Here is a 20,577-nt window from a genome sequence, read left to right on the forward strand (position 1 = left end):
CCAGGGTCCTCGGGGGTCAGGGCGTCGGCCAGGTCAGGAAACCGGTGTCGCGGGCCCGGGTGGGCGCGGCCGGTCGGGCGGGCGGAGCGAAGCCGCCGCCGCGGACGGTGCGCAGCACGGTCCGCAGCAGCCGGGCCGGGCGGACGGCCGCCAGCTCGGCGACCCGGCCGCGGGCCAGCCAGGCCCGCTCGGCGGCCGGCAGCTCCGCGGGCAGGTCGTCGGCGTCGCAACGGGGTCGACCGGCGAGCGCGGCCAGGTGCAGGGCTGCGGCGTGGCGTGGCAGCAGGCCCATGGTGCGCACCCGCAGTCTCGGGCCGGCGTGCTCGCGCACCTGCCGGAACAGGTCGAGTCCGGCGGGCGAGGCGTCGTGCACCACGTGCACCACCGCGTCCTCGGCGCGCTGCAACGCGGCCAGCAGCCGGGTGTCCAGCGGCAGCCGCTCCGGGGCGAGGATCGGACAAGCCCCCTCCAGGTGCAGGCGGTTGGCGATCAGCATCGCGGCGATCGCCGGATCCTGGCAGACCAGCAGCCGGGGGAACGCGTAGTCGTACAGGTCGCCCTCCGGCCCCGGCCGGTGCGGACGGGACGCCACCAGGTCGGGCAGTACGGGCAGTTGGGGGTTCCGGGCGAGCGCCGCCGCGAAGCGCTCCGCCGACAGCAGCGGCCGGGTGGTGTAGCGCAGCCGGCGCGGGCCGCGGTGCAGCGGCAGCAGCGTGCGGTCCGTCTCGTAGTACAACTGCCGTGCGGTGAAGGCGAGACGGCCCGGATGGGCGCAGCGCTCGGCCGCTCGCCGGACGGCCCGGTCGAGCAGTCGGTCGGGTATCGGGGTCACGCCGTGTCCCTCCGTCATCGGGCACCGTCCGCAGGCCGGGTCGGTGCAGCCTCCGGCCAGGTGAGGAAGCCGATCCGTTCGGCGCGCCGCCGGGTCTCGGCAGCGGTCTCCACCGTTCGGGCAGGGGCGGCGACGGCGCGTTCGACGGCCTTCTCGGCCAGGGCGAGCAGCTTCGGCGGCGGCAGGGTGATCAGCGGCGAGCGGAAGCCGGCCGTCAGCCACTCCCGTTCCCGGTCGGCCAACCGCTGCCAGCCCGGTGCGGCCGCCAGCGCCGCCGGAAGCCGCGGCCTGCTCAGGTCGCGCAGCCGCACCGCCTTCGCGGGCTCCAGCACCGCGCGCGGCGCGAGCCCGCAGTCCACCACCCGACGGCCGGGCAGCGCCGACCGGATCACCATCGTGCGGGCCAGCGCGGCCAGCGACAGGTCACGCAGCACCGCGACCGGCAGCGCGGCCGGGACCTGCGCCAACTCGTCCGCCAGCAGCACCTGGTGACGTTCGGCGAAGTCGTTGGCGCGCAGGAAGCCCGCCACGGCGGGGACTTCGCACAGCACCACGGCCCGGGCCTCGACCGTGCCGACCGTCGGGCCGGCCGGCGGATGCTCGATCAGCCCGGTCGGCAGCCCGCCGTAGACCTCCCGCCAGCGGTCGATCACCTGCTGCTGGAACCCGATCTCCGAATGGCGCGGACGGAACGGCGCCCCGACCCTCAGGCGCCACGCCGTGTGGAACTCCCGCACCGCGACCACCGCGCCCAGACCAGCGGCGAACAGCCAGACCTGCCCGTCGGCGCCGCGTGCGAACGAGCCGGCCAGCAGCGCGCCCGCGGTCACGACGGCGCCGATCACGAGGTGCCTGCGGAGCGCCTTCGGGCCCGGAAACCCGTGCAGGCGGCGCTCGTTGAGCCAGTACAGCTGCTCCACGGTGATCCGCAGGCGGCCGCCGGTGCCCTTGGTCACCAGTTCCCGGAACTTGAGGTCGTGCAGGCGGCCGGACTCCGACTTCGGGTCCAGCGCGAAGGTCCGGCCGCAGCGCGAACAGCGGTGTCCGTGACGTTCGCGCCGCCCGACGCTCTCCCGGCAGTTCGGGCAGATCATCGCGCGCCGTCCGCGGGCCGGGCCGATGCGCCGTCCGCCTGCCGGACCGACGTGGCGTCGGCGGGCGAGTGCGGCGCGGGCAGGGCCTGCGGCCAGCTGAGGAAGCCGATCCGCTCCGCGCGCCGCCGGGTCTCGGCAGGGTCCTCCGCCGCGGGTGCGGGGGCGGTGGTGGCGCGTTCGACGGCCTTCTCGACCAGGGCGAGCAGCTTCGGCGGCGGCACGGTGATCAGCGGCGAGTACCAGCCGTTCGCCAGCCAGTCGCGCTCCCGCTCGGTCAGCCGCCGCCAGCCCGTCGACGCGCCCAGTGCCGACGGCGCCTGCCGCGGGCCCGCGTGGTCACGCAGTCGCACCGCCTTCGCCGGGGCGAACACCGCGCGCGGCGCGAGCCCGCAGTCCACCACCCGCCGACCGGGCAGCGCCGCCCGGACCGCCACCGTCCGGGCCAGTGCGGCCAGCGACAGGTCGCGCAGCACCACCACCGGAAGGTCGGCCGGGACCTTCGCCAAGTCGTCGACCAGCAGCACCCGGTGGCGCTCCGCGAAGTTGTTGGTGTGCAGGAAGGCCGCCACGGCGGGGAGTTCGCACAGCACCACGGCCTGCGCCTTGACCGTCGTCGGCTTCGAGCCGTCCGGCGGGTACTCCACCAGCCCGGCCGGCAGCTCGCGGTGGACCACCCGCCAGCGGAAGATCACCCGGCGCTCGAAATCGCTCAAGGTCACCTGCGGCCGCATCGGAGCGTCGGCCCGAAGCTGCCGGGCGCCCCGGAACTGCTGCACCGCCAGGCCCGCGGCGACCAGCATCACCGGGCCCAGCAGGAACCAGCTGAAGCTGCCGATCCCGATCGCCAGCGAGCCGGCGATCACCGCGACCACCGCCAGCGCGGCGCCGCCCACGTTGCTGCCGGCGCGCTCCTCGCTGGTCGGGAAGCGGTGCAGACGGCGCTCGTTGAGCCAGTACAGCTGCTCCACGGTGATCCGCAGGCCGCCGGGGGTCCACTTGGCCACCAGCTCACGGAACTTGAGGTCGTGCAGGCGCCCCGGCTCCACCTTCGGGTCCAGCGCGAACGTTTTCTTGCAACTGGAGCAGGTGTGGTCGGTGCGCTCGCGCTGGCGTCGGTCGGTCCGGCAGTTCGGACAGATCATCGGGCGTTCTCCCGGGTCATCGGGCGTGCTCGATCGGCGGATTGGTCGTCATGGTGGGTGATGCGGGCGAAGTGGTGCGCGTGGTCGGCGACTTCGACGGAGGACGGGCGGGCGCCGACGTCACCGGGAGTCCTCCAGGGCCGCCGCGATCCGGTGCAGCCGGTGCGCCAGGCGCTCCCGCACGGTCACCGTACCCACCCGCTGACGCGACGTCACCTCCCGCAGCGCTGCCGCGAGTTCGACCTCGCCGCGCTGCTGGGCGACCTCCGCGGTGATCGCGTAGTCCTCGTGGTCGATGCCGTAGCCGGTGTTCGCGGCCAGGATCGCCAGCCGGTTGTCGCTGCGGTTGCCGAACGAGTGCGGCATCAGCTCGGGGATCCGGATCAGCGTGCCCGGCGCCAGGTCGACGGCCACCACCCGGCGGCGGTGCGCGTCGTACAGTCCGCAGGACGCCGGGCCGAGCGCCAGCACCAGGTGCTCGCCGCCGTGCGCGTGCGGGGTGAACGCGGTGTGCGGCGCGACCAGGCCCAGCTTGTAGGTGGCGTTCGACGGGCGTTCCGGCGAGGTCGCCGCGTCGCCGATGAAGTAGTGCGCGTACTGCTGTTCGTCGATGAAGCGCAGCAGCCCGCTGTCCGGGTCCTGCGGTCCGAGTTCCCGCGCCCCCGCGCGGTCGGCGCGCAGCACCCGGCCGTCCGGGCGCAGCCGGAACAGCTCGGCGCCGTCCGGCAGCGCGGACGCCTGTCGTTCCAGGCTGCGCAGCCCCCCGCGTATCGACACTCACGACCCCCTCGTCGGTGCTCGCGGCGATGCTACCCGGGCTGCCGGGTCCGCCGACCGGCGGGATACTCGAACAGATGCCCAACTTTTCGGAGGTGAGAGCCATGCCCGCGACTGCTGCCGGAGCCACGGGACCCCGTCCGGTGCGGGGGACGTACGCCTGGCTGACCGAGAAGCACAACTCCTCGCTGGTCTTCCTGCTGGCCCTCTCGCTGGGCCTGGCCCTGGTCGCCCCGCAGGTGACCCAACTCTGGCTGCTGATCGTGTTCGCGGTGGTGTGGGGCGTGACCGTGGTGGCCTTCGTCTCGCAGTTCTGGGGCCGCCACGAACACGCCCATCCGCACCAGCCACGACACGCCTGATCGGCCTCCGCCGCGGCACGCCCGACCGGCCTCGCCGCGCACTCCCGTCAACTCGCGCACACAATTGTTCGGGGCCTGTTCGGAAAACGCTTTCCGAACAGGCCCCGAACCGTGTCCTGCGCGCTGCCGGCGGTCAGCTGCCGGACCACACCGTGGTGATGTTGCAGAACTCGCGGATGCCGTGACCGGACAACTCCCGCCCGTAGCCGGAGCGCTTGATCCCGCCGAACGGGAACGCCGGGTGGGAGGCCGTCATCCCGTTGAAGAACACGCCGCCCGCGCGCAGGTCGCGCACACAGCGCTCCCGGTCGTTCCCGTCGCGTGTCCAGACGTTGGAACTCAGGCCGAACGGCGAGTCGTTGGCGATCGCCACCGCCTCGTCCAGGTCGGCGACCCGGTACACGGTGGCGACCGGGCCGAACGCCTCCTCGTGGTGGATCCGCATCCGCGGCGTCACGTCGGTGAGCACCGTCGGCAGGTAGTACCAGCCGTCGGCCAGCGCCGGGTCGTCCGGTCGCGCGCCGCCGCAGGCCAGGTTCGCGCCGAGCCGGACCGCGTCGGTGACCAGTTCCTCGATGTCGGTGCGGCCCTGCTCGGTGGCGAGCGGGCCGACCTCGGTGGACTCCGCCATCGGGTCGCCGACCGTCAACGCCCGCATCCGGGCGGTGAAGCCGGCCAGGAACTCGTCGTACACGTCGGTGTGCACGATGAAACGCTTCGCCGCGATGCAGGACTGGCCGTTGTTCTGCACCCGGGCCGTCACCGCCTTGGCGATCGCGGCCGGCAGGTCCGCCGACGGCAGCACCAGGAACGGGTCGCTGCCGCCCAGTTCGAGGACGGTCTTCTTCACCTCGTCGCCGGCCACCCGGGCCACCGCGCGGCCCGCGCCCTCGCTGCCGGTCAGCGTCACCGCCGTGACCCGCTCGTCGCGGATCACCGCCTCCACCGCGCGGGAGGGGATCAGCAGGGTCTGGAAGCACCCCAGCGGGAACCCGGCGCGGGCGAACAGGTCCTCCAGTGCGAGCGCCGTCCGCGGCACGTTCGAGGCGTGCTTCAGCAGGCCCACGTTGCCCGCCATCAGTGCGGGCGCGGCGAACCGGACCACCTGCCAGAACGGGAAGTTCCACGGCATCACCGCCAGCACCGGGCCCAGCGGCCGGTAGCGGACGAACGCCGACCCGCCGCCGGAGTCCACGACGTCCTCCGCCGCCGGGTGCTCGTCGGCGAGCAGCGCCTCCGCGCGGTCCGCGTACCAGTGCATCGCCTTCGCACACTTGGCGGCCTCCGCCCGTGCCTGGGCGAGCGGCTTGCCCATCTCCAGCGTCATGGTGCTGGCCACCCGGTCGTTGCTCTTCTCCAGCAACTCGGCTGCCCGGTGCATCAGTTCGGCGCGCTGCGCGAAGGTGGTCAGCCGCCAGGACTCGTACGCGGACTGGGCGCGTGCCAACCGGGCCTCCACGGCGGCCTCGTCCAGCGGATCGAAGACCTCGACAGTGCGGCCGTCGGCCGGATTGACGGTGGCGATGGGCATCGGAAAACCACTCCTCCTTCGATGCCGCCCGGCCTCTTCCGGGCGGGGGCGGACCTCGAAGGGAGCGAGGAGGTGGAGACAGGAATCGAACCTATGTGCGCGGCCCTGCAAGCCGCTGCCTCGCCGCTCGGCCACTCCACCGGGCTCCCTCGCGTGACTCAGAAACTAGCAGCGGGCCGGGACGCGATCAACGAAGCAACACGCCGGAGTGTCGCCCTGACCACGGCTTTGACGCCTGCTCAGGTGGGCGCGGTGTGATCACCGGGTGATCGACAACCGGGTCGCCGCACCGCCCTTGGCGCTAGCCTGGGCGGCGTGCAGATCGACGACCTGAAGCGGCTCCGCAAGGCCCGCGACACCATGGACCGCGACTACGCCGAGCCGCTGGACGTCGCGGCGCTGGCCAAGGTGGCGCTGATGTCCGTCGGCCACTTCCAGCGCAGCTTCCGCACCGCGTACGGCGAGACGCCGTACAGCTACCTGATGACCCGGCGGATCGAGCGCGCGAAGACGCTGCTGCGGCGCGGCGACCTGTCCGTCACCGAGGTCTGCATGGCCGTCGGCTGTACCTCGCTCGGGTCGTTCAGCACCCGGTTCACCGAACTGGTCGGCGAGAGTCCCAGCGCCTACCGGGCCCGCGACCACAGCGCCGCCGAGCACATCACCGCGTGCGTGGCGATGTACCTCACCCGCCCGATCCGCGGCACCGGCACCGGGCGGCCGGGCGCCGCCGCGGCGAAGGAGATCAGGAACGGAGAAGCGGAAGCGGACGCCGGTCAGTAGCGTCGGGGTCATGGACATCAAGCTTTCGCAGTGCTTCATCGCCGTCGACGACCACGACGCCGCGCTCGGCTTCTACCGGGACGCGCTCGGACTGGAGGTGCGCAACGACGTCGGCTTCGAGGGGATGCGCTGGGTGACCCTCGGCTCGCCGACCCAGCCCGACGTGGAGGTCGTGCTGGAACCCCCGGTCGCCGACCCGGGCGCCACCGACGCCGACCGGCAGGCCGCCGCCGAGCTGCTCGCCAAGGGCCTGCTGCGCGCCGTCAACTTCCGCACCGCCGACTGCGACGCGACCTTCGAGCAGATCCGGGCCTCCGGCGCGGACGTGCTCCAGGAGCCGATGGACCAGCCGTACGGGGTGCGCGACTGCGCGTTCCGCGACCCGGCGGGCAACATGGTCCGGTTCGCCCAGCCGCGCCGCTGAGACCTGCCGCGCTGCTGAGACCTGTCGCCGGCCCCTTCCGCGGACCCTGCCGAACGGGTGCCGTCCGGACTCCTCCGGGCGGCACCCGTCCGTGTACCGGCCACTGCTGCCGGCGACCGATCAGCCGGCGATCACCGGGTAGTGGTCGGACAGGTCGGTGTAGGTGTACGAGGTGCCCCAGCTGCTGACCGTCCACGGCGCGCTGTGGAAGCGGTGCACGGTGTTGGTGTACTGCTGCGGGCGCGCGTGGTCGGCCCGGTAGAGGACGTAGTCCAGGTCCTCCTTGGGGTCGCCGGGGTAGCGGTAGGAGGCGATCGAGTTGTCGGCGGTGTCGAAGGAGTTCGTCCAGCCGTCGCGGGTGGCGGCCGGGGCCAGGTTGCCGTTGGACAGCAGCGCCGGGTACTCGCTGCCGTGCGAGTCGATGTTCAGGTCGCCGGCCAGCACGATCGGCTCGCTCGCCGGGATCTGCTTGGCGTCCAGGAAGGCCTTCATGGCGCGCAGCTGCTTGCCGCGGATGTCGGCGGCCTGGCCGCCGGCGCAGCCCGAGTCGGTGGACTGCAGGTGGGTGCCGACCACGTGGGTGCGCTGGCCGTTCACATCGATCTGCGCGTAGACGAAGCCCTTGTTGGACCACCAGTCCGAGCCGCAGGCGTCCTTGAAGACGTACTGCTCCTTGCGCAGGATCGGCCACTTGCTGAGCAGCAGCACCCCGCCGTCCTCCGGCGTGGCGCTGCTGTAGCTGCCGGCGGTGGCGTCCCAGCCGCTGGTGGAGCGGCCGACCACCGGGGTGTGGTACGGGTAGGCGGCCGAGGCCTTCGCGACCAGCGTGTCGGAGGTCGCGTTGTCGAACGCCTCCTGCAGCACCACCACGTCGTGGCCCTGGAAGAAGTCCGCGCCCGCGATGGCCTGCGCCCGGTAGGCCTGGCCCCAGTTCGGGTAGAGCGAGGTGCTCATCAGGAAGGTGTTGTAGGTGAGCACGTTCAGCGGGGCGACGGTGAGCGGGGCGCTCTCGGCGTGCGCGACGGCCTGAGGAACCGTCAACAGGGCTGCTGCTGCGGTGAGTACGGCGGTGAGGCGGGCGGCGCGGGTGGCGGGCATGGGGGCTCCGAGGGTGTCGGGCGATCGATGTTGTGCAGTCAACTGGGGTCTCTGTGACACGGACAAGACAGCGGACGGCGGGCGGGTGAACTCGACCGAAACAGCCCCTACTGGCCGGTAGAAAACGGCCGGTACGACAACTGTCAACCGACGGTTGACACCTCCAGACTGTCAACCTAGGGTTGCCTCATGGCTGACACCGCAGGAGCGAAATCCTCCATCCGGCTCGACGACCTGATCGAGGGCATCAAGAAGTCCTACCCCGAGGCGCTCGACCAGCTGTCGAACGCCGTCCTGGTCGCCGACCACCTCGGCGACATCGCCGACCACCTGATCGGCCACTTCGTCGACCAGGCCCGCCGCTCCGGCGCGTCCTGGACCGACATCGGCCGCAGCATGGGCGTCACCCGCCAGGCCGCCCAGAAGCGCTTCGTCCCCAAGGACCCCGGCGAGGTCACCGAGATCGACACCGCGCAGGGCTTCAACCGCTTCACCCCCCGCGCCCGCAACGTCGTGATGGCCGCCCACCAGGCCGCCAAGGACGCCCACAACGACGAGGTCCGCACCGAGCACCTCGTGCTCGGCCTGCTCGCCGAACCCGAGGGCCTCGGCGCCGCCTACCTCGCCACCCGGGGCATCGCCCTCGATGCCGTCCGCGCCGCCGCCGAAGCGGCCCTGCCGCCCGCCGTCGAGGACGCCCCCGAGCTCGTCCCCTACGACGCCGGAGCCAAGAAGGCCCTCGAACTGACCATGCGCGAAGCGCTGCGCCTCGGCCACAACTACGTCGGCACCGAGCACCTCCTGCTCGCCCTGCTGGAGCACGAGGCCGGCGCCGGCATCCTCACCGGCCTCGGCCTCGACAAGGCCGCCGCCGAGGCCGCCCTCCTCGACGCCCTCGCCCAACTCGCCCCCGACGTCTGACCCCACCGAGACCCGGCGGGCCCGCCCGGGACGGGAGCGGGCCCGCCGCCCGGATGGTGAAACCCGGTTGACGGTCGGTCGCGGCGGGCGGTTCGCTGGCGATCACGATCGGCGGGCGGACGGAGGGGGAGCGGGATGGGGTACCGACTCGAAGGGCCGGTGCTGGAAGGCCGGTTGGTGGGGCTGGAGCCGTTGGAGCAGCGGCACGCCGGGGAGCTGGCGCGGGCGGTGGAGGAGGCCCGGGACAGTTACGGGTTCACCTGGGTGCCGCGGGCCGAGGAGGTCGCCGGGTACATCGAGGCGCAGCACGCGCGGGCCGCGGACGGGCGGCTCGCGCCGTACGCGCAGATCGCGGTGGCGAGCGGCCGGGCGGTCGGGGTGACGGCGTACTGGGAGCCGCGGACGCTGCCGGACACCGACATGCTGTTCGCGGTGGAGATCGGGTTCACCTGGCTGGCGGCCTCGGCGCAGGGCACCGGCGTCAACGCCGAGGCGAAGCTGCTGCTGTTCCAGCACGCGTTCGAGCAGTGGGGCGTGGCCCGGGTGGACCTCAAGACCGATGCGCGCAACGCCCGTTCGCGGGCCGCGATCGCCGCCGTCGGCGCCCGGTTCGAGGGCGTGCTGCGGAGGTCGGGCCGGTCCTGGGTGCCCGGCGAGGACGGCGGGTTGCGGGACGCCGCGATCTTCTCGATCATCGACAGCGAGTGGCCGCAGACCGGGGCCGCCCTCCGCGAGCGGGTCGCCCGCTACACCTGATCGATCGTCACTTACCGTGCGGGGGCGGTGGGTTGGCCGGGCCGGGTGGCGGCGGGGGAGCGCCGCCCATGCCGGACGGGTTGCCGGACGGGGATTTCTGCGGGGCCACGGTGCTCCTTCTCGGGCGGGCCGCGGGCGGGCCGCGGGAACGGTGCCGTCCTCTGCTGAGTGCCCGACCGGGCGGCCGGCCATGCGGGCGGGGCGGTTCCGGCCGTCCGGTGTCACCCGTTCGTGTTCGAGAGGTCTCGGAGCGGCCTCGGAGATTCCGAACAACGCGCTGCGGCAAGGGTGTTGTGCCGGATGCCGGACGAGGAGTACATCGAGGAGACCGGCCCCGGCTACCACCGGCGGGTGCGGTACCAGAAGAAGCGGTGGCAGTTCGGCCCGTTCTGCTCGCACGACACCTACGGGTACCGGCAGGGCGGGAGCTTCGACGACTTCTGAGCGGCGCGGCCGGTCCGCGGGCGTCGTGGCGACGGCCGCGGACCGGCGGCGGGCCGTCAGGGGGCGGTGGTCGCCCACTGGTGGGCGGCGCCCTGGTGGAGGGCGGCGTAGACGCGGTCGCGCAGTGCGTTGGCGTCGGAGTCGGTGAGGGTGCGGTCCAGGTGGCGCAGCACCACCTTGACCAGCAGGTTGTGCTGGTCGGGGCGGGCCCCGAGCCGGGTCAGGGCCTGCGGGGGGAGCTCCCGGCAGGGCGTGCTGGAGAGGATCTCGACGCTCTCCACGCAGTCCGCGTCCGGGCCGAGCGCGTCGCGGACCCGGTCGCCGAGGTCCTCCGCCAGCTCGGTGCGGTCCACGGCGACGGACAGGTCGCGGCGGACCGCCGGCAGCGCGGAGACCGGCCGGTACGGGGCGAGGTCGGTGAGCTGGGCGGCCACCGCCGGGTCGGCGGAGCGCAGGATCCGGATGTCCGGGATGCCCTTCAGCAGCATCAGCACCCGGTCCAGCCCCATCCCGAGCGCCAGCCCGCTCCACTCCGGCCCCAGCCCCGCCCCCGCCAGCACCTGTGGGTGCGCCAGCCCGCACTCGGCGACCTCCACCCACTCCTCGCCGACCCGCACGTCCAGTTGACGGCCCGCCAGGGTGTACGGGTGGACGCGCTCCTCGGTGCGGTACTCCGCGCCCGGCAGCAGGGCGTCCGCCAGGACGGCGATCATGCCGGTCAGGTCGTCGGGCCCGGCGGGCAGCCGGCGGCGGGTCAGGTACCAGAGGTCGAGCTGGTGCGGCGTGCCGGTGTGCAGGCGGTCGATGCTGTCGCGGCGGTACACCAGGCCCGGGCAGACCAGCAGCACCGAGTCGCCGGCCGGCCCGGCGGCGAGGGCGCGCAGCGCGCCGGGCACCAGGGCGCTGGAGTGGCTGCGCAGCATCCGGCGGCCGTCCACGTACCGGGTGTACCGGGTGTCCCGAGTGACGTCGTCGGCACGGTAGTTGAGATGGTCGTAGTTGTCGGCGACGGTGACGGTCCGCTCGCCGCGGTGCACGCGCGCCGGGCAGGACCAGTGCCGGGACAGCGCGTCGGCGGCGCGGCCGACCAGCAGTTGCACGGCGTGCGGGCCGGCGGCGGGATCGGTCAGGTCGCGGACCGCGAGATCGCGGGCGAGCTGCTCGGCGGACAGCGGAACGGGAACGGCGACGGACATGGCGGAGCCTCCGGGGCTTCGGCGGGAAGGGTGGGAACCTCACACCCCCCGGCCCCTGGGCACGATCCGCCGACCGGGACCGACCCGCTCAGCCGAACTGCCCTACCGGCGTGGCGAAACCCGACCCCTGCGGCACCCATCGGGAGCCGGGGGGCCACTAAATCGGCGAGAGATCGCTACGACGGCCACGGGCAGAGTGTAGACACCCCACCCGCCGAATCCGCAACCGGTTTTTCCCGCTAGGCTCGGCGCTCTCGTGAAGACAGGAGGCGGCGCGGATGGCGGACGAGCAGACCGGGGTCGGGCAGGCGTACGACGCGGTGGCGGAACTGTACGCGACCATGTTCACCGGCGAACTCGCCAGCAGGGATGATGAGTTGGCGTTGATCGGCGAGCTGATCGCGGCGCCGCCGGTGGCGGTCGGCGGGCTGCCCGTCGGCGACCTCGGCTGCGGCCCGGGCGAGGCGACGGCGCTGCTCGGCGGGCTCGGCATCCGGGCGTTCGGGCTCGACCTGTCGGCCGGCATGCTGGCCCAGGCCCGCCGCCTGCGCCCCGCCGAGACCTTCGTGCGCGGCTCCCTGCTGGCCCTGCCGTTCGCCGACGCGAGCCTCGGCGCGATCCTCGCCCGCTACTCGCTGATCCACCTCCCGCCCGCCGAACTCCCGTACGCCTTCGCCGAGTTGCGTCGCGTCCTGGCCCCGGGCGGCCGCCTCCTGCTCGGCTTCTTCGCCGCCGACCCCGCTCGCGGCGACACCGACCACCCCGTCCCGTTCGACCACAAGGTCACCACCGCCCACCGCTGGCCCGTCGACGCCCTCGCCGCGCTGCTCCCCGCCGCGCGCCTCACCGAGACCGCCCGCACCGTCCGTCTGCCCGGGCCGGGCGAGCGGTATCCGCAGGCGACGCTGCTGGCCGAGGCACGGAGCTGACGGAGCGTCGGCCGTGGTTCGTCCGCGCCGTGCGGGCGTACGTCCAATGGCGTGACATCCGGCGGTGGGACACATCGTCGGACGCCCCGGGCGGAACCCGGAGTGGGCACGACCTCTCCATCCGGTGAGGCGGCCCATTCCCAGGGAGCACGCATGGCGACGGAGCACGACGCATCGATCATGCCGCAGGTGGCCATGACGCTGGCGGCGATCGCGGCGACCGCGGCGACCCCGAGGCCGTCGGGCGAGACGACGGCCGAGCAGCGCAGCCGGATCCTCCAGGGCGTCGGGCGGCAGCTGGCCGAGCCCTCCCTCGCGACCGGGAACGACTGGTTCCCGATCTGGCTGGCGCTGAGCCCGGACAACGCGAACATGGCGTACCTGGCCGCGAGCCGCTCCACCAACGCGTTCGCGGTGGTCCTGCGCGGCACGGTCGGCAGCGTCACCGACCTGACGGAGGACCTCGGCGTGGGCACGGTGGTGCCGTTCACCGCCGTCGGCTCGCCGCCGGCCCCGGTGGCCGTCGCCAAGGGGGCGATGGAGGCGTTCACCCAGGTCGTCACCATGAGCGCGTCGGGCGTCACCCTGGTGCAGGCACTCGCCGACGCCCTGGCGCGGACCGCGCCGAACCCCACCGTCCACGTGATCGGCCACAGCCTGGGCGGCTGCATCGCCACCATGGTCGCGCCCTGGCTCCGGGCGCAGACCTGGCAGGGCGTCACCCCGCGGTTCGGCCTCCACACCTTCGCCGCCCCCACCGCCGGCAGCCCGGAGTTCGCGGCGTACGTCGACTCGCTGAAGTGGGTCGCCCACGAACGCCACTTCAACGCCTGGGACGTGGTGCCGCAGGCGTGGACCGGTCTCGACGACGTGAAGAAGTGGTACCCCCATCCGCCCGGCCCGGAGGCGAACGAGGAGGTCAAGGTCGTGATCACGGCGATCGCCGGGCTGCCCGGCCCGCACGCCTACGCCCAGCCGGGCAGGGCGCACAAGCTCCACCCGGACTACAGGAGCGACTACGACCGGGCCATGGTCAGGAAGACGCTCCAGGACTTCATGGGCCAGGTCGCCTTCCAGCACGCCAACGCCACCTACCTGGGTCTGCTCGGCGCCCCCGACGTACTGCCCGGCCCGGCGGTGCGGGCCCTCAGCAGCAACGCGGGCAAGGCCGGCAGCGCGCTCGTCATCGCGGGCAGCGGCTTCGGCCCGGGCGCGGCGGTCGACTTCGGCGCCGTCCCGTGCCCGGACCCGGTCGTCAGCAGCGACGGCCTCGCGATCAGCGTCCGCGTGCCGCCCGGCGTCGGCGTGGTCGCCGTCCGGGTCACCACCGACCTGGGCACCTCGCCGGCCGTCCCGTTCGGCCAGTTCGCCTACGACGGGCCCGCGCCGGTGATGGTCACCGGCATCGCCCCGGACAGCGGCCGGACCGGCCGGAGCGTCACCGTCACCGGCGTCAACTTCGGCTCCGACGCGCAGGTCTTCTTCGGCGACAACCCCTCGCCCTCCGTCAGGATCGAGCGCACCGGCGCGCCCGGCGAGGTCGTCGCCACCGCACCCGCCCCGACCACCGGCGCCGGCAAGCCCCGCACCGTCGACATCACCGTGCTGTCGAACGGCTACTCGTCCCCGACCGGCCCGGTGGCCGAGTTCACCTACCAGGAGCTGTGACGCCGGCCCGCCGGGGCCTCAGTCGACCCAGCCGCGGCGGTGGGCCTGCCAGCCGAGTTGGATGCGGGTGTCGGCGCGGGCCAGGGACATCAGACGGCTGATACGGCGTTGGACGGTGCGCAGGCCCAGGCTGAGTTGTTTGGCGACGGCGGGGTCGGTGGCGCCGGAGAGGAGGAGGGCGAGGATGCGGCGGTCGGTCTCGTCGGGGTCGCCGGCGGGGACGGGGCCGACGGCGACGGTGGCGGAGCCGGTGCGGCCGAGCGGGTGGGCCCACTCCCAGGTCTGTTCGAACAGGACGGTGAAGACGGTGACCAGGGCGGGGGCGCGGACCACCAGGGCGACGGGGTCGGCGGTGGAGCCGGTGAGCGGGACGAGGGCGAGGGAGCGGTCCGCGACGATCAGCTTGGTGGGGACCTGGTCGACCACCCGGATCTGCTGCTGACGGTCCATCGCCTCGAACAGCGGCGCCGCGGCGCCCGGTTCGTCCAGCGCCCGGCGCTCCAGCACCACCCGGTAGCCGACGCCGCGTTCCACGGCCGCCGACTCGGCCCCGGTCTCGTCGGCGGGCACCACCTGGTGACGGCCCGTCACCAGCGCGAGGAGTTCGTGCTCCGCGCCGGCCTGCAACTGCGCGACGCGGTGGCTGATCGCGGCCCGCCCCGCCACCACCTCGATCAGGTCGCGGTGCGCCCGGTCCTGCCGGGCGGTCGCCGAACGGTAGGCCTCGGTGAGCGTGGAGGCCGTCAACTCGGCCTCCCGCAGGGCGTGTCGCTGGCCGGTGAGCAGGGCCTCCAGGGCGACCGCCGGGGGAGCGGCGGTGTAGCGCAGGCCGGCGCCGGGGGCGACCAGCCCGCAGGCCTGGAGCAGTTCGAGCGAGCCGGTCGGCACCGGGCCGCAGCGGGCGGCCAGTTCGGCGAGGGTCGCCGGGCCGTGGGCCACCAGGTGGGTGTAGACCCGCTCGGCGTGCTCGTCCAGACCTATCGCCGCCAGCATCCGCGCTCCGTTCCGCCGTGCCCAGGGCCGCCGCCCGTGCCCCGCGCACCGCCGTGCGGGCGGTGGCGGTTTGCCGCCGGGCGGTGACCCGCCAGGCCACATCATGACCGGCCGGCCCGGTTTTCTGCCAGGCTCACCGGCCATGACCCGACACCTGGAGGCGTTCATGACACAAAGGGCGCGCATACGCGGCGCGATGGCCCTGACGGCGGCGGGCATCCTCGCCGTCGGCACGCTCACCTCGACCGGTCAGGCCCTGGCCGCCCAGCCCGGAAACCCCGGCTCCACCCTGACGGGACGTCAGAGCGCCGCCCCGCGCACCGTCACCCTGATCACCGGCGACCGGGTGCAGGTCGGCACCGGCACCGACGGCCGCACCACCGTCACCGTCCTGCCCGACGAACACGGCAACGTCCCGCTGACGTTCACCCAGCAGGAGAACGGCGACCAGTACGTCGTCCCGCAGCACGCCTCCGCCGCGCTCGCCGCCGGCACCGTCGACCGCGGCCTGTTCAACGTCAGCTCACTGCTGCGCCAGGGCTACGACGACGGAAGCGTGAAAACGCTCCCCCTCATCGCCACCTACCGGGACGCGCAGGCCGCCGAGGCCAGCCCGCAGGCCCGGTCCCGGGCGGCCGGCACCAAGCAGCTGAAGGCCGTCGACGGCGTGGCGTTCACCCCTGCCAAGGACGACGCCGCCCGCACCTGGAACCAACTGATCGGCCCGGACGGCAAGGGCCGCGACGGCCTGACCAAGCTGTGGCTGGACCGCAAGGTCCGCACCACCAACGACGCCGAGACCCGGCAGATCGGCGCCCCCGCCGCCTGGGCCGCCGGACTCGGCGGACAGGGCGTCAAGGTCGCCGTCCTCGACACCGGCATCGACGACCAGCACCCCGACCTGGCCGGACAGGTCGACGCCCGCCGCAACTTCACCGCGGACACGGTCGACGAGGACGTCCACGACGCCGTCGGCCACGGCACCTTCGTCGCCTCCGAGATCGCCGGCACCGGCAAGGCGTCCGGCGGCAGGGAACGCGGCGTCGCCGACCGGGCCGAGCTGCTGGTCGGCAAGGTCCTCGACGACAACGGCTCCGGCACCGAGGCGCAGATCATCGCCGGCATGCAGTGGGCCGCCGACTCCGGCGCCGACGTGGTGTCGATGTCCCTCGGCAGCCCCGAACCCACCGACTGCACCGACCCGATGTCGGTCGCCGCGCAGCGCATCGCCGAACAGTCGAAGGCGCTGTTCGTGGTCGCCGCCGGCAACCTCGGCCAGTACCAGTCCGTCAGCTCGCCCGGCTGCGCGCCCGCCGTGCTCACCGTCGGCGCCGTCGACGGCAAGGACAACACCGCGAGCTTCTCCTCGCACGGCTCCGTCACCGGCAGCCACACCCTGAAGCCGGAGATCGCCGCGCCCGGCGTCGACGTCAAGGGCGCCGCCGCCGGCGGCCGCGGCGTCTACGCCTACACCTCGATGTCCGGCACCTCGATGGCCACCCCACTGGTCGCCGGCAGCGCCGCCCTGGTCAAGCAGCGCCACCCCGAGTGGAGCGCCGCCCAGCTCAAGGCCGCCCTGGTCTCCTCCGCGCTGGCCGCCGTCCCCGGCGACGTCCAGCAGACCGGCGCCGGCCGGCTGCGCGTCGACGTCGCCGCCGGCCAGAGCGTGCTCGGCGCGCCCTCCGTCGGCTTCGGCGACTTCGCGTACCCGCAGCAGAAGTCCGACACCCGCACCGTCCAACTCCCGTACACCAACACCTCCGACCGGCCCGTCACGCTCAAGCTGGCCGTGCAGCGCACCGACGGCGACGACGAGTCCGCCGTCAAGTCGAAGGTCGTCAGGCTCGGCACCGACAAGGTCACCGTCGCCGCCGGCGCCACCGTGCAGGTGCCGCTCACCTTCGACGGCAACGCGAAGCTGACGGGCGGCCAGTACGGCGACGTCACCGGCCGGGTGCTCGCCACCGCCGACGACGGGACCACCGTCTCCACCCCGTTCAACGCGTACGTCGAACCCGAGACCCTCGCAGTCCGGGTCAAGCTGATCGACCGCGACGGCAGGCCCGCCGCGTCCGAGGCGGGCACCAGCATCACCGTGATCGACCTCGGCCAGGCCACCGGCACCCGCCGGGCCCCCGACGCCAACGGCGAGATCGTCTACCGGCTGCGCCCCGGCAGCTACTCGCTGAGCGGCTACGTGGTCACCCCCGAGCGGGGCGACACCACCGGCGAGGCCGCGCCGAAGGCCGTCACCGCGCTCGCCATGCCCGAGCTCCAGCTGACCAAGGACACCGTCCTCACCCTCGACGCCCGCCAGGCCGGTCGGATCGAGGTGCAGGCCGACCGCGACCTCCAGGTGCGCGGCGCCTCGCTCGAACTCGGCCGCTGGTGGGGCGACAAGTGGGTGGACTCCACCGGCGTGCGGGCGGGCGTGCTGCCCGTCGAACTCTCCGCCTGGGGCTCCGGCAAGGCCCGCACCGGCGGCTTCGAGTTCGGCAGCTACCTGCGGATGGCCGCCCCCGAGGTGGTGCTCAAGGGCGCCGGCCTCACGCTGCAGCCGCACTACGCCCAGTTCGCCGCCGAGGCCCAACTGCCCGCCACCGGAAGCGCGTTGCTGACCCACGCCGCGAGCGCGACCCCGGCCGACCTGGCCGCGGCCGACGTCAGGGGCAAGCTGGTGCTCGTCCCCGACGACGGCACCTCGCAGCGCACCGTCTCCGCCAATGCCGAGAACGCCGGCGCCGTCGGCGTGCTGACCTACCGTCAGAGCCCGGGCGTGTACGGCAAGAACGACGTCAGCCTGGACGCCCCCGTGCTGCCGATCACCGCCGACGAGGCCGCGAAGCTGAAGGCCGCCCTCGGCAAGGGCGCCGTCACCCTGGCGTGGACCTCCGCCGCCGACAGCCCCTACGTCTACAACCTGGCGTTCCACGACGCCGGTTCGATCGGCGCCAAGCAGCGCCGCACCGTCCGCGACCGCGACCTCGCCACCGTCACCGAGAACTGGCACTCCACCGGCACGCCGGTCCGGATGAGCGACTACCTGAGCATCGAGCGCCCGTGGAACCCGTACGCGGGCAGCGCCGTCGGGCAGGGCCTGGTCGCCACCCCGTCCACCCGGACCGCGTACTACACCGCCGACGACACCACCTGGCTGCACGACGGACAGAGCAGCTGGCCGTTCACCGAGTTCATGCAGGACCTGCCGCGCCGCTACCAGGCCGGGCAGCACCGCACCGAGGAGTGGTACCAGGGCATCCTGCGGCCCACCGCCGGACGCGCCGCCGACGGCTCCGCGCTGCTGGTCGGCGAACGCCAGGCCGACCTGATCGGCGTCGACTTCACCCGCACCCTGTGGGGCGACGGCAACGCCGACCACACCGGCAGCCAGTCCTACTTCGGCGACGCCGCCGGCGTCGAACTGTTCAGCGGAGGGGCCTCGTTGGGCCGTTCCTGGTTCGGCCCGTCGTTCGTCTGGCAGCTCCCGGACGAAGACCGGGACTACACCCTGGTGCTCGACCAGGCCCGGTTCCACCACCGCGACCTGTGGCAGCGCTCCACCGCCGTCCGCACCGAGTTCGGCTTCCGCTCGGCGACCGACCCGGCCGCGTACTCGCAGTCGCTGCCGCTGCTGTTCCCCGCCTACCGGATCGACCTCGACGGCAACAACACCGTCGCCGCCGGACCGCTGCGGGCAGCGCTCTCTGCCACCGGTCAGAGCGGCTACACCCCCGGCGCGCTGACCGACGCCCGGCTCGCCTTCTCCTACGACGGCGGCGCCACCTGGACGGACGCCCCGGTCGGCGCCGACCACGTCGCCGTCCTGGACCACACGGGCGCCACCGGCAAGACCGTCAGCCTGCGGATCACCCTGGCCTCGGCCGACGGCGCCAAGGTCACCCAGACCGTCACCGACGCGTACGCCGTGCGCTGACCGCGTTCTCGGACCCCGGGCCCCACCGGCACTGCGCCGGTGGGGCCCGCTCGCTCGCTCAGGCGGCCAGGCCGTGCAGGAACTCCGCGACCAGGCGGTGCAGTTCGGCCGGGTGCTCCAGATGGACGTCGTGGCCCGCGCCGGGCAGGCTCACCGCGTGCGCGTCCGGACGCAGCGTCAGCATCCGCTCGGCGTCCGCCGCCGCAATGATGCCGTGCTGCCCGAACAGCAGCAGCGCCGGGCAGTGCGCCGCGCCCGCCCAGTCCTCCCAGCGCTCCCGGACGGCGTTCTCGGCCAGCGCCGCCACCATCACCTCCGGGTCGAACCGCGGCCACCAGCCGTCGCCGCGCTGCTCCAGGCCGTCCGCCCACACCTCGCCGAGCGGGCCGCCGCCGAAGAACCGCACCGCCGCGGTGCGCTCCGGGAACGGCACCGGCCAGTCCGCCAGCATCGCCCCGATCTCCGCCGGCGCGCCCGGCGACGCCCCGGCCGCGGCCTCCACCAGCACCACCCCCGCGAACCGCCCCGGATGCGCGGCGGCCGCCAGCAGCGCCGTGTGCCCGCCCAACGACTGCCCCACCAGCAGCGGACGCTCCAGACCGAGGGCGTCCACGACCGCGAGCACGTCCGCCACGTACGCGTCCCGCCCGAGATCCTCCGGCCGACGGGTCGAGCGGCCGTGACCACGCTGATCGACGGCCACCACCCGGCGCGCCGGCGCGAGCGCCGCCGCCAGCGCGTCCCACTCGCCCGCATGCCCCGCCAGCCCGTGCAGCAGCAGCACCGGCCGCGCGTCGGCCGCGCCCGCCCAGTCCCGGCAGTGCAGGTCGACTCCGGCCCCGGCCACCGTCCGGGCCGTCCACGGGCTCTGCGTGCTCATCCGCTCATCTCCCAACGTTGCGGGGCCGGTCGGCCACGGAGTGTGAGGCGACAATGCCACGTGGCGCGATGTCGATCAATGAGACCCGCGAGTAGCGAACTCCCCGGTCGGAGCGCCGGGTGACGGGCCGTCAGCAGCGCTCGGACGCTCCGCCACCGCTTCGTCGACCGGGCGGGCGGCGCCGGCGAAGGTCGGTTGATCCATCGCTCCCACGGGGTCTAACGTTCCCCGTGCGGACCGTTCCGGATCGGGAACGCCCGCCCGAAACGCCCTGCGCCCCCGAGGAGTTCTGGTGGAACCGACCGCCCTGCCGGCCCGCAGCGCCCAGGTCGCCGACGCACTCGCCGCGGCCGGCCTCCCCGGCGCCGTCCGGGTCCTCGACGACTCCGCCCGCACCGCCGCCGAGGCCGCCGCCGCCCTGGGCTGCGAGGTCGGCGCGATCGCCAACAGCCTGGTCTTCCACTCCGACGGCGAACCCGTCCTGGTGCTCACCAGCGGCCGCCACCGCGTCGACACCGCCGCCCTCGCCGCCCGCTGGGGCCGCGGACCGCTGCGCCGCGCCACCCCCGAGCAGGTCCGCGAGGCCACCGGCCAGGCCATCGGCGGCGTCGCCCCCACCGGCCACCCCCGCCCGCTCCCCACCGTGGTCGACCAGGCCCTCACCGACTACCCCGAGATCTGGGCCGCCGCCGGCACCCCGCACACCGTCTTCCCCACCACCGCCGCCGAACTCCTCCGCCTGACGGGCGGCACGCTGCTCCCGGTCGGCCCCTGAGGGTCCGCCAGGAGGGCGGCGGCGAGCAGGCCTTCGAG

19 protein-coding genes and 1 tRNA gene are annotated in these 20,577 nt (G+C 74.0%); 10 read left to right on the forward strand and 10 right to left on the reverse strand.

The genetic code is table 11. The features are described from left to right. Nucleotides 1–16 precede the first annotated feature (16 nt). From ACI1MP_RS33245 to ACI1MP_RS33260, 4 genes are all read right to left on the reverse strand, one after another. Nucleotides 17–832 (reverse strand): hypothetical protein, encoded by an 816-nt coding sequence (locus ACI1MP_RS33245; protein WP_404870291.1) that lies wholly within the window; start codon nucleotides 830–832, stop codon nucleotides 17–19. A 14-nt stretch (nucleotides 833–846) separates the two neighbouring features. Further along, nucleotides 847–1,926, reverse strand: coding sequence for a hypothetical protein (locus ACI1MP_RS33250; protein WP_404870292.1), 1,080 nt, complete (start codon nucleotides 1,924–1,926; stop codon nucleotides 847–849). Further along, complete coding sequence (locus ACI1MP_RS33255) at nucleotides 1,923–3,068, reverse strand: hypothetical protein (RefSeq protein ID WP_404870293.1); 1,146 nt, start codon at nucleotides 3,066–3,068, stop codon at nucleotides 1,923–1,925. Before ACI1MP_RS33255 ends, ACI1MP_RS33250 begins: the two co-directional genes overlap by 4 nt. A 120-nt stretch (nucleotides 3,069–3,188) precedes the next feature. Further along, nucleotides 3,189–3,845, reverse strand: a complete 657-nt coding sequence (locus ACI1MP_RS33260) for a cupin domain-containing protein (RefSeq protein ID WP_380337193.1) — start codon at nucleotides 3,843–3,845, stop codon at nucleotides 3,189–3,191. 104 nt (nucleotides 3,846–3,949) lie between these two features. Between ACI1MP_RS33260 and ACI1MP_RS33265 the strand changes: the two genes are divergently transcribed. Then, nucleotides 3,950–4,207: a hypothetical protein gene (locus ACI1MP_RS33265; RefSeq protein WP_157815474.1), complete on the forward strand. Its 258-nt coding sequence runs from the start codon at nucleotides 3,950–3,952 to the stop codon at nucleotides 4,205–4,207. Nucleotides 4,208–4,340: 133 nt separating this feature from the next. Here the strand turns inward: ACI1MP_RS33265 and ACI1MP_RS33270 are convergent, their stop codons facing one another. Together ACI1MP_RS33270 and ACI1MP_RS33275 are read right to left on the reverse strand one after the other, a co-directional pair. Then, entirely contained in the window at nucleotides 4,341–5,738 is a 1,398-nt protein-coding gene (locus ACI1MP_RS33270) for an NADP-dependent succinic semialdehyde dehydrogenase (RefSeq protein ID WP_404870294.1), read from the reverse strand. A gap of 70 nt (nucleotides 5,739–5,808) precedes the next feature. Continuing rightward, nucleotides 5,809–5,879: transfer RNA gene (locus tag ACI1MP_RS33275), tRNA-Cys, on the reverse strand. 219 nt (nucleotides 5,880–6,098) lie between these two features. Between ACI1MP_RS33275 and ACI1MP_RS33280 the strand changes: the two genes are divergently transcribed. Further along, nucleotides 6,099–6,521: a helix-turn-helix transcriptional regulator gene (locus ACI1MP_RS33280; RefSeq protein ID WP_380337437.1), complete on the forward strand. Its 423-nt coding sequence runs from the start codon at nucleotides 6,099–6,101 to the stop codon at nucleotides 6,519–6,521. A 10-nt stretch (nucleotides 6,522–6,531) separates the two neighbouring features. Further along, nucleotides 6,532–6,945, forward strand: a complete 414-nt coding sequence (locus ACI1MP_RS33285; RefSeq protein WP_043907915.1) for a VOC family protein — start codon at nucleotides 6,532–6,534, stop codon at nucleotides 6,943–6,945. Nucleotides 6,946–7,065: 120 nt separating this feature from the next. Here ACI1MP_RS33285 and sph read toward each other — a convergent pair whose 3' ends face one another. Beyond that, a complete protein-coding gene (sph, locus tag ACI1MP_RS33290; protein WP_404870295.1) occupies nucleotides 7,066–8,043 on the reverse strand; it encodes a sphingomyelin phosphodiesterase in 978 nt (325 codons plus the stop codon). 189 nt (nucleotides 8,044–8,232) lie between these two features. Here sph and ACI1MP_RS33295 point away from each other — a divergent pair, with 189 nt between their 5' ends. The 3 genes from ACI1MP_RS33295 to ACI1MP_RS33305 all read left to right on the forward strand — a co-directional run bounded on the left by ACI1MP_RS33295 (nucleotide 8,233) and on the right by ACI1MP_RS33305 (nucleotide 10,164). After that, nucleotides 8,233–8,964: a Clp protease N-terminal domain-containing protein gene (locus ACI1MP_RS33295; RefSeq protein WP_404870296.1), complete on the forward strand. Its 732-nt coding sequence runs from the start codon at nucleotides 8,233–8,235 to the stop codon at nucleotides 8,962–8,964. 135 nt (nucleotides 8,965–9,099) lie between these two features. Next, nucleotides 9,100–9,720, forward strand: coding sequence for a GNAT family N-acetyltransferase (locus tag ACI1MP_RS33300; RefSeq protein WP_404870297.1), 621 nt, complete (start codon nucleotides 9,100–9,102; stop codon nucleotides 9,718–9,720). Between the two features lie 300 nt (nucleotides 9,721–10,020). Then, nucleotides 10,021–10,164 carry a hypothetical protein gene (locus ACI1MP_RS33305; RefSeq protein WP_380337204.1) on the forward strand — a complete coding sequence of 48 codons (144 nt, stop codon included), beginning with the start codon at nucleotides 10,021–10,023 and terminating at the stop codon, nucleotides 10,162–10,164. A 56-nt stretch (nucleotides 10,165–10,220) separates the two neighbouring features. Here ACI1MP_RS33305 and ACI1MP_RS33310 read toward each other — a convergent pair whose 3' ends face one another. Continuing rightward, the gene (locus ACI1MP_RS33310) at nucleotides 10,221–11,360 is read right to left on the reverse strand and encodes a hypothetical protein (RefSeq protein ID WP_380337207.1); all 1,140 of its coding nucleotides are present in this window, start codon (nucleotides 11,358–11,360) and stop codon (nucleotides 10,221–10,223) included. A 278-nt stretch (nucleotides 11,361–11,638) separates the two neighbouring features. Between ACI1MP_RS33310 and ACI1MP_RS33315 the strand changes: the two genes are divergently transcribed. Both ACI1MP_RS33315 and ACI1MP_RS33320 read left to right on the forward strand, forming a co-directional pair. Next, entirely contained in the window at nucleotides 11,639–12,289 is a 651-nt protein-coding gene (locus tag ACI1MP_RS33315; protein ID WP_380337209.1) for a class I SAM-dependent methyltransferase, read from the forward strand. A gap of 153 nt (nucleotides 12,290–12,442) precedes the next feature. Continuing rightward, entirely contained in the window at nucleotides 12,443–13,957 is a 1,515-nt protein-coding gene (locus ACI1MP_RS33320) for a lipase family protein (protein ID WP_404870298.1), read from the forward strand. Between the two features lie 18 nt (nucleotides 13,958–13,975). Here ACI1MP_RS33320 and ACI1MP_RS33325 read toward each other — a convergent pair whose 3' ends face one another. After that, a complete protein-coding gene (locus ACI1MP_RS33325) occupies nucleotides 13,976–14,950 on the reverse strand; it encodes a hypothetical protein (protein ID WP_100585488.1) in 975 nt (324 codons plus the stop codon). A gap of 142 nt (nucleotides 14,951–15,092) precedes the next feature. Between ACI1MP_RS33325 and ACI1MP_RS33330 the strand changes: the two genes are divergently transcribed. Continuing rightward, nucleotides 15,093–18,884, forward strand: coding sequence for a S8 family serine peptidase (locus ACI1MP_RS33330; protein WP_404870299.1), 3,792 nt, complete (start codon nucleotides 15,093–15,095; stop codon nucleotides 18,882–18,884). A gap of 58 nt (nucleotides 18,885–18,942) precedes the next feature. Here the strand turns inward: ACI1MP_RS33330 and ACI1MP_RS33335 are convergent, their stop codons facing one another. Beyond that, on the reverse strand, nucleotides 18,943–19,764 hold the full coding sequence (locus ACI1MP_RS33335; protein WP_189271635.1) for an alpha/beta fold hydrolase: 822 nt from the start codon (nucleotides 19,762–19,764) through the stop codon (nucleotides 18,943–18,945). A 292-nt stretch (nucleotides 19,765–20,056) separates the two neighbouring features. On the opposite strand from ACI1MP_RS33335, the gene ACI1MP_RS33340 reads away from it, so the two are divergent. Next, nucleotides 20,057–20,539 (forward strand): YbaK/EbsC family protein, encoded by a 483-nt coding sequence (locus ACI1MP_RS33340; RefSeq protein ID WP_100585491.1) that lies wholly within the window; start codon nucleotides 20,057–20,059, stop codon nucleotides 20,537–20,539. Nucleotides 20,540–20,577: the final 38 nt, after the last annotated feature.

This window comes from Kitasatospora griseola, from assembly GCF_044999035.1.
In the GTDB taxonomy this organism is placed as follows: domain Bacteria; phylum Actinomycetota; class Actinomycetes; order Streptomycetales; family Streptomycetaceae; genus Kitasatospora; species Kitasatospora griseola.

Coding starts and splice junctions, on each gene's coding strand:
- ACI1MP_RS33250 (WP_404870292.1), bottom strand. CDS start 1,926: ATGATCTGCCCGAACTGCCGGGAGAGCGTCGGGCGGCGCGAACGTCAC.
- ACI1MP_RS33255 (WP_404870293.1), bottom strand. CDS start 3,068: ATGATCTGTCCGAACTGCCGGACCGACCGACGCCAGCGCGAGCGCACC.
- ACI1MP_RS33265 (WP_157815474.1), top strand. CDS start 3,950: ATGCCCGCGACTGCTGCCGGAGCCACGGGACCCCGTCCGGTGCGGGGG.
- ACI1MP_RS33270 (WP_404870294.1), bottom strand. CDS start 5,738: ATGCCCATCGCCACCGTCAATCCGGCCGACGGCCGCACTGTCGAGGTC.
- ACI1MP_RS33280 (WP_380337437.1), top strand. CDS start 6,099: ATGGACCGCGACTACGCCGAGCCGCTGGACGTCGCGGCGCTGGCCAAG.
- ACI1MP_RS33285 (WP_043907915.1), top strand. CDS start 6,532: ATGGACATCAAGCTTTCGCAGTGCTTCATCGCCGTCGACGACCACGAC.
- sph (WP_404870295.1), bottom strand. CDS start 8,043: ATGCCCGCCACCCGCGCCGCCCGCCTCACCGCCGTACTCACCGCAGCA.
- ACI1MP_RS33295 (WP_404870296.1), top strand. CDS start 8,233: ATGGCTGACACCGCAGGAGCGAAATCCTCCATCCGGCTCGACGACCTG.
- ACI1MP_RS33300 (WP_404870297.1), top strand. CDS start 9,100: ATGGGGTACCGACTCGAAGGGCCGGTGCTGGAAGGCCGGTTGGTGGGG.
- ACI1MP_RS33305 (WP_380337204.1), top strand. CDS start 10,021: ATGCCGGACGAGGAGTACATCGAGGAGACCGGCCCCGGCTACCACCGG.
- ACI1MP_RS33310 (WP_380337207.1), bottom strand. CDS start 11,360: ATGTCCGTCGCCGTTCCCGTTCCGCTGTCCGCCGAGCAGCTCGCCCGC.
- ACI1MP_RS33315 (WP_380337209.1), top strand. CDS start 11,639: ATGGCGGACGAGCAGACCGGGGTCGGGCAGGCGTACGACGCGGTGGCG.
- ACI1MP_RS33320 (WP_404870298.1), top strand. CDS start 12,443: ATGGCGACGGAGCACGACGCATCGATCATGCCGCAGGTGGCCATGACG.
- ACI1MP_RS33325 (WP_100585488.1), bottom strand. CDS start 14,950: ATGCTGGCGGCGATAGGTCTGGACGAGCACGCCGAGCGGGTCTACACC.
- ACI1MP_RS33330 (WP_404870299.1), top strand. CDS start 15,093: ATGACCCGACACCTGGAGGCGTTCATGACACAAAGGGCGCGCATACGC.
- ACI1MP_RS33335 (WP_189271635.1), bottom strand. CDS start 19,764: ATGAGCACGCAGAGCCCGTGGACGGCCCGGACGGTGGCCGGGGCCGGA.